This is a genomic window from Actinophytocola sp. (assembly GCF_036002505.1).
Lineage (GTDB): Bacteria > Actinomycetota > Actinomycetes > Mycobacteriales > Pseudonocardiaceae > DASYTH01.
Genome location: NZ_DASYTH010000427.1, coordinates 1 through 14,193, shown reverse-complemented (window position 1 = coordinate 14,193; position 14,193 = coordinate 1). Strand labels below are relative to the sequence as shown.

The 14,193-nt window shown below is 68.3% G+C and carries 11 protein-coding genes; 4 read left to right on the top strand and 7 right to left on the bottom strand.

Annotated features, from left to right (window positions below):
* Positions 1–98: 98 nt before the first annotated feature.
* The 4 genes from VGR06_RS37780 to VGR06_RS37765 are packed head-to-tail and all read right to left on the bottom strand — an operon-like array spanning position 99 to position 4,359.
* Entirely contained in the window at positions 99–1,190 is a 1,092-nt protein-coding gene (locus VGR06_RS37780; RefSeq protein ID WP_327564024.1) for a glycoside hydrolase family 68 protein, read from the bottom strand.
* A gap of 55 nt (positions 1,191–1,245) precedes the next feature.
* On the bottom strand, positions 1,246–2,070 hold the full coding sequence (locus VGR06_RS37775; RefSeq protein ID WP_327564023.1) for a carbohydrate ABC transporter permease: 825 nt from the start codon (positions 2,068–2,070) through the stop codon (positions 1,246–1,248).
* Positions 2,067–3,002: a sugar ABC transporter permease gene (locus tag VGR06_RS37770; protein ID WP_327564022.1), complete on the bottom strand. Its 936-nt coding sequence runs from the start codon at positions 3,000–3,002 to the stop codon at positions 2,067–2,069. The genes VGR06_RS37775 and VGR06_RS37770 overlap by 4 nt, the downstream gene beginning before the upstream one ends.
* 1 nt (position 3,003) lies before the next feature.
* Complete coding sequence (locus VGR06_RS37765; RefSeq protein WP_327564021.1) at positions 3,004–4,359, bottom strand: hypothetical protein; 1,356 nt, start codon at positions 4,357–4,359, stop codon at positions 3,004–3,006.
* Between the two features lie 99 nt (positions 4,360–4,458).
* On the opposite strand from VGR06_RS37765, the gene VGR06_RS37760 reads away from it, so the two are divergent.
* Positions 4,459–5,517, top strand: coding sequence for a LacI family DNA-binding transcriptional regulator (locus VGR06_RS37760; RefSeq protein WP_327564020.1), 1,059 nt, complete (start codon positions 4,459–4,461; stop codon positions 5,515–5,517).
* A 125-nt stretch (positions 5,518–5,642) separates the two neighbouring features.
* Positions 5,643–7,433, top strand: coding sequence for a hypothetical protein (locus VGR06_RS37755; protein ID WP_327564019.1), 1,791 nt, complete (start codon positions 5,643–5,645; stop codon positions 7,431–7,433).
* Between the two features lie 5 nt (positions 7,434–7,438).
* On the opposite strand, the gene VGR06_RS37750 is transcribed toward VGR06_RS37755, so the two are convergent.
* The 3 genes from VGR06_RS37750 to VGR06_RS37740 all read right to left on the bottom strand — a co-directional run bounded on the left by VGR06_RS37750 (position 7,439) and on the right by VGR06_RS37740 (position 10,799).
* Positions 7,439–8,875, bottom strand: a complete 1,437-nt coding sequence (locus tag VGR06_RS37750) for a condensation domain-containing protein (protein WP_327564018.1) — start codon at positions 8,873–8,875, stop codon at positions 7,439–7,441.
* 142 nt (positions 8,876–9,017) lie between these two features.
* Entirely contained in the window at positions 9,018–10,310 is a 1,293-nt protein-coding gene (locus VGR06_RS37745) for a PKD domain-containing protein (RefSeq protein ID WP_327564017.1), read from the bottom strand.
* 279 nt (positions 10,311–10,589) lie between these two features.
* Positions 10,590–10,799, bottom strand: a complete 210-nt coding sequence (locus VGR06_RS37740; protein ID WP_327564016.1) for a DUF2007 domain-containing protein — start codon at positions 10,797–10,799, stop codon at positions 10,590–10,592.
* A gap of 69 nt (positions 10,800–10,868) precedes the next feature.
* Here VGR06_RS37740 and VGR06_RS37735 point away from each other — a divergent pair, with 69 nt between their 5' ends.
* Both VGR06_RS37735 and VGR06_RS37730 read left to right on the top strand, forming a co-directional pair.
* On the top strand, positions 10,869–11,867 hold the full coding sequence (locus VGR06_RS37735) for a LacI family DNA-binding transcriptional regulator (protein WP_327564015.1): 999 nt from the start codon (positions 10,869–10,871) through the stop codon (positions 11,865–11,867).
* Between the two features lie 90 nt (positions 11,868–11,957).
* Positions 11,958–14,162, top strand: a complete 2,205-nt coding sequence (locus VGR06_RS37730) for a discoidin domain-containing protein (RefSeq protein WP_327564014.1) — start codon at positions 11,958–11,960, stop codon at positions 14,160–14,162.
* Positions 14,163–14,193: the final 31 nt, after the last annotated feature.

Here is a 14,193-nt window from a genome sequence, read left to right as displayed (position 1 = left end):
AAAGCGCCCAGCCCTACCAACCAGAAGGCGCCGGTGACACGACCACCAGTCGATCTTCACAGATCATGGTGTCGGCTGCGATCGTCAATCGAACGGCCCTACCCCACGTGCCGGTGGTCGTACGTGTGGGCCAGAGCGGTACCGGCTTCGTACAGAACGAGGTCCAGAGTGGGAGCAGCCGTCCCTCCGAAACGAGTTCGTGCCGCCTCAGGGGCGATGTGTTGGGGACCGGAGCCGCCGGTGAACGGGTAGTTGACGAAGCTTTCGACTCGCAGATTGGGGAGCAGGAGCCAGGCGTAGGCCTGGTCGGGCCGGGCAGGCGGGTTCTGGATCACCAGGCCGGAACCGTTGAGCGGCTCGTAGGGTCCGGCCAGCGCCGGTGCGACGAAGCCGTAGAGCCCGGTGGGTGCGCTGTCCGCCGGGTGGAACACGTGGCGGTTGGTGCAGAAGAACAGGTAGTACCGCGACTGGTGGACGATGACGTGCGGTCGTTCGAGCTCGTGGTTGATGCCGTCCGCGACTACGAGGGGCGGGAGGAGTGCCCATCCGTCCTTGGTTGCCCTGGCGAGGGCGATGGCGCCCATGAAGCGGTCGTGCCACGGGACGGAGGCGGCGACGAGGAGGTACTCGCGTCCGTCGGCCGGGTCACGGAACCAGCTGGGATCACGGAAGGCCTTGATGCGGCCCGGGCCTCCGACCACCTCGTCCGCGGGCAGGTACTGGCTGTCCGCGCGCAGAACCACCCGGTGCTCGACGTCCCGGTCGAGCTGGACGACTCCGTCGAACACGCGCGGCCTCGGCCGTGCCTCGACGACCCGCTGGTGGAACGTCGGGCGGGCCTCACCCCGCACACCGGTCGCGGTGTAGAAGACCGACACCGTGCCGTCTGGCCGGCGGACCGCCGATCCGGACCATTCGCGGCTGCCGGGCGACGCGCCGTCGGCGAATGCGTGGCCGAGGTCGCGCCACCGGTCGGCGGTGCGGGCGAGCAGCCGGATGCGGGCGTGGTCGTGGCGTTCCTCGGGGTGGCCGACGGCGGGCGCGGACAGTGCCATCCACAGTTCGGCACCACCAATGACCGCAGTCGAGCCGTCCTCCTCCTGCACCGGCCACGTGTCCCAGACGTCGTGGTGGGGCAGCACGCGCACCGTCGGGCCGATGGCCGGTGCGGTGGTCGCGGGGTTCTCGATGAGCCGGTCGAGGTGGCGGCGGGTCCATCGGGTGGTTCTGATGTCGGTCAGTGGATCAGCCTTTCAGCGAGCCCTGCAGCAGGGCGGAGACGAAGCGGCGCTGGAAGATCAGGAAAACGATCAGGGTGGGTGCCAGGACCAGCAGGGAGCCGGCGCACAGGAGGGGTATGTCGGTTCCCCACTGGCCCTGGAAGGCGCCCAGCGCGCCGGCCATGGTCCGCTTCGCCGGGTCGTCGACCAGGACGATCGCGAGGAGGAACTGGTTCCAGGTCCACAGGAACAGCAGGATCGCCAGGGACGAGATCGCCGGCATGGCCAGTGGCACGTGGACGCGCCAGAACTGCTGCCAGATGTTGGCGCCGTCGATCTGGGCGGCCTCGGAGATGTCGTCGGGCATGTTGACGAAATGGGCCCGCATCCAGAAGACCCCGAAGGGCATGAACAACCCGATGAGCGGCAGGATGATCGCCCACCTGGTGTTGAGCAGGCCCATGTCCCGGATCTGGTAGTACAGCGGGGTGACGATGCCCTCGAACGGCAGCGTGAGACCGAGCACGAACAGCAGGAACACCGGGCGGCGTCCCACCATCTTCAGGTGGCCGATGGCGAAGCCGGCCATCGTCGCCAGCAGCAACGAGACCGGCACCACGCCGACCACGATGAGCGCGCTCGAGGCGAGCAGTTCCCCCATGTGCGCGGCCTCGAAGGCGCTCGTGAAGTTGCTCCACCGCGGCTCGCGCGGCCAGTCCAGGCCGGCCGGGTAGGTGCCGGAGGGATGCAGTGCCGTGACGAACAGACTGACGAACGGCACCACCGTCGCCGCCATCAGCAGCACGAGCAGCAGCCGGCCGATCCACGCCTCGCGCCACCCGACGATCACGACTCTTCCCGGGTGAGCCGCTGGACAGGGAGAACACACACGAGCACCAGGACCACGAGCACCACCGCGAGCGCCGAAGCCACACCCACCTGTCGCTCGACGAAGGCCTGGTAGTAGATCTCCAGGCCCGGGACCATCGTCGTGTTGCCCGGGCCGCCCTGCGTGGCGATGTAGACGATGTCGAAGCTGGCCAGCGCGGCGATGACCGTCACGGTGACGCAGACGCCGATCTCCTGCCGCAGGCTCGGCACGGTGATCGAGAAGAACTCACGCATCGGCCCGGCGCCGTCGAGCCGCGCCGCCTCGTACAGCGCCGGGTCGATCTTGCTCAGGCCGGCCAGGAGCAGCAGCGTGCACAGGCCCAGCAGCACCCAGGCGCCGATCACCCCGACCGCCGGCAGCGCGGTGGCGAAGTCACCCAGCCACGCACGCGTCACACCCTCGAGACCGATGGCGGACAGCAGCTGGTTGACCAGGCCGGTCGAGGAGAGCAGCCAGCTCCACGCGATGCCGGCGGCGACGAGCGGGATCACCTGGGGGACGAACAGCACCGTCCGGGCGACGACCGCGAGCCGGCTGGTGGCGATGCGCCGGATGGTGGCCGCGATGGCCAGGCCGAGCAGCACCGGGATCCCGCTGAAGAACACGATCAGCTCGAACGCGTTGACGATCGTGCCGGACAGCTCGGGATCGGTGAACACCCGCACGTAGTTGTCCAATCCGACCCACGGGGACGGGCCGATGCCGTCCCACTCGTAGAACGAGTACTGCACGGTCCGAACCATCGGCACCAGGACGAACAGCGTGTAGAACGCCACCGCCGGGGCGGCGAACAGCCAGGCGATCCAGCCCTGGCCGTACCGCCGCGCCCGGCTGGTGGCCTTCGCGGCCCTCGGCGCCACCTCGGCACGATCGGCGACCAGCGTCGCCACCTCAGCGCCCGACCTGGCCCTGGTAATCGCTCTGCACCGATTTCAGCAGCCCCTCCGGGGTCTGCTCGCCCGCGAACAGCTTCTGCAGCTGCGGGGTCCAACTCTTGGCGTAGATCGCCCCGGTGGCATTGGCGATGAAGTCCATCGCCCCGTTGTCCTGCGAGATCTTCGCACCCGCCGTGAGCGTCTCCGCGGTGACCGTGCCCGGTGCGACCTGAGGCATCGGCCCGTCGGCCGGTCCCATCGGGTGCGAGCCGCCCACGTCGACGGCGATCCGCCTGGCGACCGGGTTGGTCGCGACCCAGTCGAGGAAGAACGCGGCGCAGTCGGCGTGCTTCGCGTTTGCGGCCATCCCGAACGTGAGCGGCGCCGACATCGCAGCGGCCGCGCCGCCCGTCGTCCCGGGCGGGAACGGGAAGAAGCCGACCTTGCCGGGCATCTGCTTGTCGAGACTCCCGGATTCCCAGTCACCGTTGAACATGAACAGGCCGTCGCCGGCCTGGAACTTGCTCATCATCTTCGCGTAGTCCATGGCGTTGGCGTCGCGGTCGAAGTAACCCGCCTTGATCCAGCCGGCGAGGTGCTGTGCCGCCTTCTGGTTCGACGCCAGGTCGATCGTGGCGCCGGGCTTCTGGAAGATCCAGTTGTTGATGGGCCCCGGTTCGCCGTACGCCGCCATCAGGTTCTGCAGCGGGAACGCGAACCCGCCGGTCGCGCCGCCGTTGAACTGCACGATCGGCGTGATGTTCGCCTGCCTGGCCTTCGTGAGCAGATCGTCGAACTCGGCGAGCGTGGCCGGCGGTTTACTCATTCCGATCCGCTCGGCGAGCGTCTTGTTGTAGAAGACGCCGGTTACGCTGAAGTTCAGGCCCATGGCGAACAGTGAGCCCTCGCCGCGCGGGCCGCCGCCGGGCTTCATGCGCAGCTGCGCCAATTGCGAGGCCGGCCAGGAGTTCCAGCCGAACACCTTGGCGTACCCGTCGAGGTTCTTCAGCAGGTTGTCCTTCACCAGCTCGGAGACCTGCGGGAGCCGCATCAGGTCCGGCGGGTCGTCCGCGAGCACCCGCGGCGCGTTCTGCGTGATCACCGCGAACTGGTCCTCCCGGATGTCCCACTTGACGTTCGGGAACTGCTTGGAGAACTCATCGGTGAGCGCCTTCGGCATCGGGAACCCGGTCTCGAAGTACCCGCTCATCGTGACGGCTTCCTTGCCACAGGTCGGCCGCTCGGTGAGCGTCGTCCCCGTGTCCGTCGACTGTGGACTGCCACTGCCCGGCCCGCCGCAGGCGACGGGCAGCGTCGCCGCGAGCGTGACGAGTCCGATCGCGATCCTGCGGTGCCTGTCATGACGCGGCATTGCGCCTCCTCGGTTGTTGCTAAACCGGGTTAGCAGGCGGCAAGTGTTACGCTCCGCGTCAATCGGTGTCAAGCCGCCACGGGAGACCGGAGGGTCCCGTTGAGCCCACGAAGGGTCACGCTGGCCGAGGTCGCCGAGCACGCCGGCGTCTCGCGCACCACGGCGTCGCTCGTGCTGGCGGGACGGGGCCGGGAACTCCGGATCTCGGAGAGCGTCGAGCGTCGGGTCGTCGAGGCGGCGAAGGAACTGGAGTACCGGCCGAACATCGTGTCCCGCAGCCTGCGCACGGGCACGACCCGCACGATCGGGTTCGTCTCGGACACCGTCGCCACGTCCCGGCTTGCCGGCGACATGATCAAAGGAGCGCTCGAGGCGGCACGCGAGCGGGGAATGATGCTGTTCATCGGTGAGACCGAGGGCGAGGCGGATCTCGAACGCGGCCTGCTGCAGGCCATGTCCGACCGCCAGGTCGACGGCATCATCTTCGCCTCGATGTTCACCCGGGCCGTCAAGGTGCCGGCGGCACTGACGGCCGGCCCCGCCGTGCTGCTCAACGCCGTGCCGAAGCGGGCGTCCGCACTCTCCTCGGTCGTGCCGGACGAGGTCGAGGCCGGCCGCGCCGCCGCGGGTGTGCTGCTCGACGCCGGCCACCGCGACGGCATCCACCTCATCGGCGCCGGCCCCCGAGTCCGCGACGTGCCCCCGGAAGCCCTCGCCGGGGTGGAACGGCTCACCGGCATCCGTGACGCCCTCGGCCAGGCAGGGGTCAGGATCGCCGGCGGCCGGGTATGCCCCGACTGGCAACCGGAGTACGGGTACGAGGCGACCCGCGAACTCCTGGAACGCGCGCGCCCACGTGCACTGATCTGCCTCAACGACCGGCTTGCCGTCGGCGCCTACCAGGCCCTCGACGACTTCGGGCTCAAGATACCCGCGGACGTCTCCGTCGTCTCCTTCGACGACCACCCGGTCGCCACCTGGATCCGACCCAAGCTCACCACCGTCGCACTCCCGCACTACGAACTCGGCCGCAAGGCCGTCGAGGTGCTCCTCGCCGAGATCGACCGAGACCGCGAGAAAACCGGCCAGGAAGGCGAGACGCACCGGGTTCCCATGCCGGTACGGATTCGTGACTCCGTCGCCGCGCCCGATGCCTGAGCATGGTGCGCGGGCGATCTGCGCGGTAGAAAGAGAGCGCTCTCCCACTCCGGCTAACAGGCAGGTCAACGATGATCGTGCGTCATCCAGCTCGTGAGAGCGCTCGCACACTCAGGCGAGCGTTCGTGCTCACCCTCGCTCTCACCGCGGCGACTGCCGCACCAGCCACCGCCGATCCGGCCACGCACGGCGGACTGGAACTCGGCGGCAACGTGACGATCTTTGATCCGGGTATGCCGGTCGCCGACATCCAGGCGACCCTTGACGCGACGCATGCCGCGCAGGTGGACAACGAGATGGGGACCGAGCGGCGCGCGTTCCTCTTCAAGCCGGGGACGTACGGTAGCGCCGAGCATCCGCTGCAGATCAAAGTGGGGTACTACACCGAGGTCGCCGGGCTGGGTGCCGCGCCCACCGATGTCGTGATCAACGGCAAGGTGGAGGTGTACAACCGGTGCCTGGAGAACGGCGGGACGAGCAACTGCTTGGCGCTGGTCAACTTCTGGCGGACGCTGGCGAACCTGACGATCAACATCAACGCCGCCGGTCAGGACGGCTGCCGTGCCTCGGCGAACTTCTGGGCGGTCTCGCAGGCCGTGTCGATGCGGCGGCTCAACATCAGTGGCGGGAACCTCTCCTTGATGGACTACTGCACAGCCGGGCCGCAGTTTGCCAGCGGTGGGTTCATCGCCGACTCGAGGTTGCCGTTCACCATCAACGGGTCGCAGCAGCAGTGGCTGATCCGCAACAGCGAGGTCGGTGGCTGGTCCAACGGGGTGTGGAACCAGGTCTTCGCGGGCGTGGCGGGCGCGCCGGACGACGCGGCCTTCCCGAACCCGCCGTACACGACCCTCGACACCACTCCGGTGAGCCGCGAGAAGCCGTACCTTTTCGTTGACGCGCAAGGAAAACTGAACGTTCGCGTGCCCGCCGCCCGGACCGGCACCCGCGGCATCTCCTGGGCGAACGGCGTGACCCCGGGGCGCACGGTGCCGATCTCCGACTTCTTCGTGGCGACCCCGGCGGACTCGGTGCACACCATCAACAACCAGCTCGCCCGCGGCCGGAACCTGCTGCTCACCCCTGGCGTGTATGACATCGCCCGGAGCATCGAGGTCAAGCGGCCGGACACCGTGGTTCTCGGGTTGGGCCATCCCACGCTCACGGCCGTCAACGGCGCCACGCCGCTCGATGTCGCCGACTCGCCCGGCGTGATCATCGCGGGCGTCACCGTTGACGCCGGGCTGCGGGAGTCGCCGGTGCTGCTCCGGGTCGGCAGGAAGCACGGCCAGGGCTCGGCCCGCAACCCGATCACACTTTCCGATGTGTACTTCCGGGTGGGTGGTCCGCATGTCGGCAAAACTGGGACGGCGCTGGAAATCAACAGCGACAACGTGCTCATCGACCACACCTGGGTGTGGCGCGCCGATCATGGGGTCGATGGCCTCACCGACACCGAACGCTGGAACACGAACACCGGGCGGTTCGGTGTCGTGATCAACGGCGACCACGTGACCGCGACGGGCCTGTTCGTCGAGCACTTCCAGCGGTACAACACGGTCTGGAACGGCGAGGACGGCACCACGATCCTGTACCAGAACGAGCTGCCGTACGACCCGCCCACGCAGGCCGACTGGATGAACGGCGCCGTCGAGGGCTTCGCCGGCTACAAGGTCGGCGACCGCGTGCGCACCCACACCCTGCACGGCGCCGGCGTCTACGTGTTCAACCGCAACGATCCCAGCATCCACACCGAGAACGGATTCGAGGTCCCGGCGGCCCCGGGGGTGCGGCTGCATCACGTCATGACCGTCAACCTCAGCGCCGGAACCATTGACCACGTCGTCAACGGCCTCGGCGATCCCGCCGACACCACCAGAATCGGCCAGCCGGTGTTCGTCGCCGACTATCCGTAACCAACTCAGACGGCGATGGGCGGCCGCCTGATTCCGGTCGCCATCGCCGTGTCGAGGGCCGCGGCCACCACGACCGCCTCCATTTCGCGCGCGAACGCCTCGATCTGGGACGGCGCGAAGCGGTGCGTGTCGCAGGTGATCCGGAGGTAGACGAACGGCAACCGGGTATCCCGGACCTTGCCGTCCGGCAACTCCGGCAGGGGCCAGATGGCGCGGGAGGCGGCCTCGACGAACAGCACGCCGTCGGCCACATCCGCCTTGCCGTCCCAGTACATCTCGGTGCGGGGCAACGCCTCGGTCATCACCGCCAGCAGCTCCGCCTCGCTGCTCGGCAACGTCCCGTCGTCCGTTCCGAACATGCCGCGCCGGTCGTTGTAGTTCCACCAGATGTCGAGCGGCTCGCCCCGGCGGGCGGCGATGTCGTCGAACAGCCGGTCGCAGTCCACCGGGTCGTAATAGCCGCACCATGACGCGCGCATCGCGGCCTTCCAGGTCCGGTCCACGACCTGGTCGAAGGTGGCGTCCGCGACGTCGACCACGATGATTCCCGGCTGCGAGAGCTGGCTGACCATGCCGGTGAGACCGGGGCGGAACCGGTTGTTCACGATCGGCAGGGCGACGGCGGGGTTGTTGCCCATCACCCGCGCCACCGCCACCGCATAGGCGGCGAGCAGCACGAACGGGCTCAGGACCTGCCTGCGCGCCGCGATCGCGCGCAAACCCAGCTCCATGGCCGGCGAATACAGCACGAGCTCCCAGAAACGCGGCTCCCGCGGTTCGACGGGCCCGGCGGAAACCCGCACCGGGAGTCGCTCGATCTGTTCGGCCCAGTAGCGCAGGGATCTCTCGGATTGGCGGCGCCCGACCGGGCCGCCTTCGGCGCGCGCCAGTTCCAGGGGGCTCGGGGTCGGCGCCACCTGTACGCCGGGTTCCAGCAGGGCGCCGGTCAGGGCTGCCAGCACAGCGCCGTCGACCATCACATGGCTGTAGCAAACGACCGTGTGGGTCACGTTTCCGGACCGCCGAACGACGCCCATCCGAATCGGAAACTCGTGCTCGTAGTCGAACCACGTGTACTGCCACTTCGCCCGCAGCTCCTCGGCAACCGCGTCGGCGTCGTCGCCGCCGTCGATGTCGAGGACCCGCAGCGGCAGCTCCCCCGACTCGGAAACGACCTGCAACGGGTGCCGCGGGCCCGAGCGCCCGTCGACGAAGCGCAGCCGGGTCCGGAATACCGGATGACGGCTGACGAGAAACCGCAGCGCCGACGCCATCTCCTCGGCGGAGGCGGGCCGCTCCACGGGCGTCACGATGACCAGGTTCAGGGTTCGCCCGGTGCGCTCGCAGGTCCGCCAAACTCGCAGCTGTCCCCACGTCAACTCGCCGACGCCGGAGCCCTCACCCCGAAATTGGACGCGAATCTCGCTCGATGTGGTAGCCAAGACCGTGCTCCTCAGGTTGATCGACCTCGTGCGGAGAGGACGGCCGGCACGCGTTTGAGGGACGCGGTCTTGGCGGTCGGCACGGTTCCCCCGAGTTTGTCAGGGTAGTGCCGCCCAACCGCCAACACCACAATCCGCGCGGTCAGTTCACCGTTGTCGGGGTGCTGATCACCTCGTTGTCGGAGGGCAGGGCGTCGCGGCCGTCGGTGATCACGGCAACCGCTTTGAACGTCACCTTTCCGAGGGTGGCGTCGTCACTGGTGAACGTGTAGTTGAACGGGAACTCGATGGTCCGGTTCGGCCGCGCCGCGACGAACTGGGTAAGCGCGCCGACCTGTATGAAACCGCTCGCGGAGCTCTTGTACAGCTCGACCCGGACGCTTTGGTCGTACCGGACGTTCCGGACCGCCACAGTGATCTGCTTGGTCTGGCCGGCGTGCGCGCTGTTCGGCACGGCGAACCGGTCGACGGACACGTCATGGGTGCGAACCTGAAGCACCTGGGACGTCGATCCCGACCGGCCGTCGGCGGTGGTCACGGTGAGCGAGACCTGGTAGTCGCCGTCCACGGCGTAGCGGTGGGCCGGGAAGCTCCCGGTACCCGACGTGCCGTCGCCGAACTGCCATTGCCGGGTGACGATCGAGGCCCCACCGGGGTCGAACGAGAAATCGAAGAAGCTGACCGAATCGAACGTCGACGGGTCGGGCGGGGAGAAGCCGAACCGGGCCTCGACGGCCGGCGCCACGTCGAGGCTCAGCCGAACCAGGCCCGGGCTGAAGATCTCGCCGAGTTGGAGGTAGTAGGCCTGACCTGCCACCGCTCGGAAGGTCAGCGGGGAGAACGTCGAGCATGCGACCTGGGTGAGGGTACTCAGGGAACTTCCGGTGAACACGGTCACCACCGGAATGTTGGAGCCGGTCGCCCGCGCCGTGACCGACGCGGTTTCGGTCGGAGTGAACGAGTACCACAACGAACCGGCGACCGAGCCGCAGGAGCCCGCGGGCTCACCGGGCTCCAGCGTCGCCCCGGTCGTGTCCACCGTTTGGCTGAACGGTAGTCCGGGAATGGCGACGGCGTCCGCGAAATTGTCGTTCACCGCGGTGTTCACGGCGGCGACCGAGAACGTCAGGCTGCCGCCGCCGGTGCCACCGGAGCCACAGCACTGACCGATCAGGAAGTGGTACGTCGTGCCCGCGGTCGCCGCGAACACGATCCGCGACTGCAGGCCGGAACTGTCGTCGTTGCAGGCGCCCGGCACGAGGGTGAGCGCCCCTCGCGTTCCGGTGTACGCCGAGAGCACGGTGTCGTAGCCGCTGCCGAACGTGTCGGCCTCGACGGTCAAGTCCTGGTCCGGGGTGAAGCTGAACCAGACCGACGCGTTGTTGGTACAGCTCGTCGGGTCATCCGCGGCCGCGGTGGCCTCATCCGTCGACATCGACGTCTGGAATGGCAGGCTGCCGATCACGACGGCGGCGTCAAAATCATCATTGCCAGGTGGCTGCGCCAGTGCCGTGCCGGGTGCGACAATTCCGGCAAAAATAGCGATCAATGCCAGGGCCGGCAGACGCCAAGGCGCGCGCCGACCCCATGTTACTGAGAACATGGGTCCTCCCCCAGTATTCAGTGATCAATTAGTCCGCGTCAGCGGGAATGACACTGTAAAGCGCTCGAGTGGTCGCCGTCCAGGGCAGAAGCCGGTCAATCAGCGATGTGGCTAAACGGCCACGCCTGCGTCGGAAAGGAGGCGGACGGCTTCGTCGTACTGGTACTCGGCGACAAGGATCCTGCTCTGTACGGCTCCGATCGAACCGTCGATCACGCTGATGTTCGCGTCCGCCAGGGTGTGCTCGATCCCCGCGTCGCGCAGCACCGACACGGCGAACGACATCAGGACCGGATCGTTGGACCGGATCAGCTGGATCATGGCACGCTCCTTCTCCCCGACCACGCTACCCGAGGGCTGGTGGACGGGTTCGGCATTAGCATGGCCGCCATGCGGGTCACGATCGCCGAGGTTGCCCGGCGGGCGCGGGTGAGCAAGGCGACGGTGTCGCGCGTGCTCAACAACAAGGGGGACGTGGACGCGGCGACGGCGATCCGGGTGCGCGAGGTCATCGCGGCCACGGGGTACACGCCGAGCGCGCGGGCGGTGGGGTTGGCCAAGGGGCGCACCCAGACCGTCGGGATGCTGGTGCCGGGGCTGACCTGGCCGTGGATGGGGGACGTGCTGCAGGGCGTGGCCGACGTGCTGGAGGCGCGCGGGTACGGATTGCTGCTGAACACGATGAACCGGGGCGCGGACTCGCTGACGCAGTTCTCGAGGCATGTGTCGGCCAACGCGTTCGACGGGCTGCTGCTGGTGGAGCCGCCGGACACGCTGAGCTACATCACCCAGCTGCACGAGGACGGGCTGCCCATGGTCATGATCGACGACCGGGGGCACCATCCGGAGTTTCCGTCGGTCGCCACGAGCAACTACGAGGGGGCCGCGGACGCGGCGGCGCACCTGCTGACCACGGGCCGAAGTCAGCTGGCGATGATCACCGGCCCGAGCCACTTCGGCTGCACGCGGCAGCGGGTGGACGGGTTCCGCGCCACGCTGGACAACGCGGCGGTGCGGTTCGACGGCCGGCTCATGATCGAGGGGGATTTCACCCGGGACGCCGGCGTCGTGGCGATCCGGGAGATCCTCGAATCGGGCGTGGCGTTCGACGCGGTGTTCGCGCACAACGACCTGATGGCCGTCGGGGTGTTGGACGGGCTGCGCGCGGCCGGGCGCGGGGTGCCGGACGACGTCGCGGTGGTCGGGTTCGACGACATCGCGGTGGCCGCGCACACCCAGCCGGCGCTGACCACCGTCCGGCAACCGTCCCGGGAGATGGGTGAGGCGGCCGCCGCCCTGCTGCTCGACCACCTGGCCGGCGAGCCGCTCCCGGACGAGCCGCTGATCGTGCCGACTTCCTTGGTGGTAAGGGAATCCGCGCCTGCTTGACGGCCGGATCGCAGGTGGGTTAGATGGGCCGTAACCGGTTCCGGAACCGGTTACGAGACCCCTGCTCCCCTGCGTCCGACAGGCAGGCTCATGAAACCGCACCGTTTCGCCGCGCTTGCGGCGTCCGCGGTGACCGTGCTCGGCACCGTCGCCGTGCTCAACCAATCCCCCGCAACCGCAGCGATCCTGGCTTGCGGCACCACCAACGCGGCGCTGAACCGGCCGGCCACCGCGTCGTCCACCGAGAATGCCGGGACCCCGGCAAGCGCCGCGGTCGACGGCAACGCCGGCACCCGATGGTCCAGCGCGTTCAGCGACCCGCAATGGCTTCAGGTCGATCTCGGCTCCACGCAGCAGATCTGCCGGGTGGGCCTGAACTGGGAGACAGCGTTTGCCAGAGCCTTTCAGATCCAGGTGTCCGGCAGCGCGACCGGACCGTGGACGACGATCTTCTCGACCACCACCGGCACCGGCGGCAACCAGACGCTCGACGTCGCGGGCTCGGGCCGGTTCGTGCGCATGAACGGCACGGCGCGGGCCACTCAGTGGGGGTACTCGCTGTGGGAGTTCTCGGTTCTCACCGATGACGGCGGGAGCACGGTGCCGCCGACCGACCCGCGCAATCCGGACTTCGGGCCCAACACGTTCGTGTTCACGCCATCGACTGCTACCGCGGACATCCAGAACCGGATCAACACGATCGCCGCGCAGATGCGGACCAACCAGTTCGGCACGCAGCGCTACGCGATGCTGTTCCAGCCGGGCACCTACACCGCCAACGTGGACCTGCGGTTCTACACTCAGGTCGCCGGGCTCGGCCTGTCGCCGGACAGGACGAACATCAACGGCCACGTGCGGGTGGAGGCGGACTGGCTGCAGCAGGGCAGCGACCCCAACAACCTCGGCAACGCCACGCAGAACTTCTGGCGGGCGGCGGAGAACCTGTCGGTGCACCTGCCGGCCGGGCAGATCGAGCGCTGGGCGGTGTCGCAGGCCGCGCCGTACCGGCGGATGCACCTGTCCGGGCAGATCCAGCTCTGGAACGGCGGCGACGGCTGGGCCAGCGGCGGCCTGATCGCCGACTCCCGAATGGACGGTGTGGTCGTTTCCGGTTCGCAGCAGCAGTTCCTGACCCGGAACAGCGAGCTCAACGGGGGCTGGAACGGCTCGGTGTGGAACATGGTGTTCGTCGGCGATCCCGGCTCCCCGGCCCAGCACTTTCCCAACCCGTCGCACACCGTCGTGGACAACACCCCGAAGGTGCGCGAGAAGCCGTTCCTCTATCTTGACGGCACCGGCAGCTACAACGTGTTCGTGCCGGCCGTGCGCACGAATGCCCGCGGTACTTCCTGGTCCGGCGGCAATCCGGCCGGGACGCCGATCTCGCTGTCGCAGTTCTACGTGGTGCGGCCGGGTGCGTCGGTGGCGACCATCAACGCGGCGCTCTCCCAGGGGAAGCACCTGCTGATCACGCCCGGTGTGTATCACCTGAACGACACCATCCGGGTCACCCGGCCGGACACGGTGGTGCTCGGGTTGGGTTTGGCGACGCTGATCCCTGATACAGGCCTTCCGGCCATCTCAGTGTCTGATGTGGATGGTGTGAAGATCGCGGGGTTGCTGGTTGATGCCGGTTCGACCAACTCCCCGGTGTTGATGGATGTCGGACCGTCTGGGTCGTCAGCCAGTCATGCTGCCAATCCGACGTCGCTGCACGACGTGTTCTTCCGGGTCGGTGGGGCCGGTGCCGGGAAGGCCACGGTGAGTCTGCGGATCAACAGCAATGACGTGATCGTGGATCACACGTGGGTGTGGCGGGCTGATCATGGCGCCGGGGTCGGGTGGACCGTGAACACCGCGGCCAACGGCGTGGTGGTGAACGGCAACAACGTGATCGCGTACGGGCTGTTCGTCGAGCACTACCAGCAGTACAACGTGCTCTGGAACGGCAACGGCGGCCGGACGTACTTCTTCCAGAACGAGATGCCGTACGACCCGCCGGACCAGGCGTCCTGGAGCAGCGGTGGCGGCAACCTCGGCTGGGCGGCGTACAAGGTGGCCAACTCGGTGACCACGCACGAGGCCTGGGGCGTCGGCGCCTACTGCTTCTTCAACGTCAACCGGTCCATTGTGGCCAGTCGCGGGTTCGAGGTGCCGAACGTCGCGGGCGTCCGGTTCCACGACCTGGTGGCGGTGTCGCTGGGCGGGGTCGGCACGATCAACCGGGTCATCAACGACACCGGCGCCGTGGCGAACACCGCCAACCAGATCAGCTACGTCGTGAGCTTCCCGTAATGGGCGGTCGGCGGGCGATGAAGGGGGCCTT

What these genes read in the sequence shown, in the direction of transcription:
- VGR06_RS37735 (WP_327564015.1), top strand. Translation starts at nt 10,869, where the DNA reads ATGCGGGTCACGATCGCCGAGGTTGCCCGGCGGGCGCGGGTGAGCAAG.
- VGR06_RS37765 (WP_327564021.1), bottom strand. Translation starts at nt 4,359, where the DNA reads ATGCCGCGTCATGACAGGCACCGCAGGATCGCGATCGGACTCGTCACG.
- VGR06_RS37730 (WP_327564014.1), top strand. Translation starts at nt 11,958, where the DNA reads ATGAAACCGCACCGTTTCGCCGCGCTTGCGGCGTCCGCGGTGACCGTG.
- VGR06_RS37745 (WP_327564017.1), bottom strand. Translation starts at nt 10,310, where the DNA reads ATGTCGACGGATGAGGCCACCGCGGCCGCGGATGACCCGACGAGCTGT.
- VGR06_RS37740 (WP_327564016.1), bottom strand. Translation starts at nt 10,799, where the DNA reads ATGATCCAGCTGATCCGGTCCAACGATCCGGTCCTGATGTCGTTCGCC.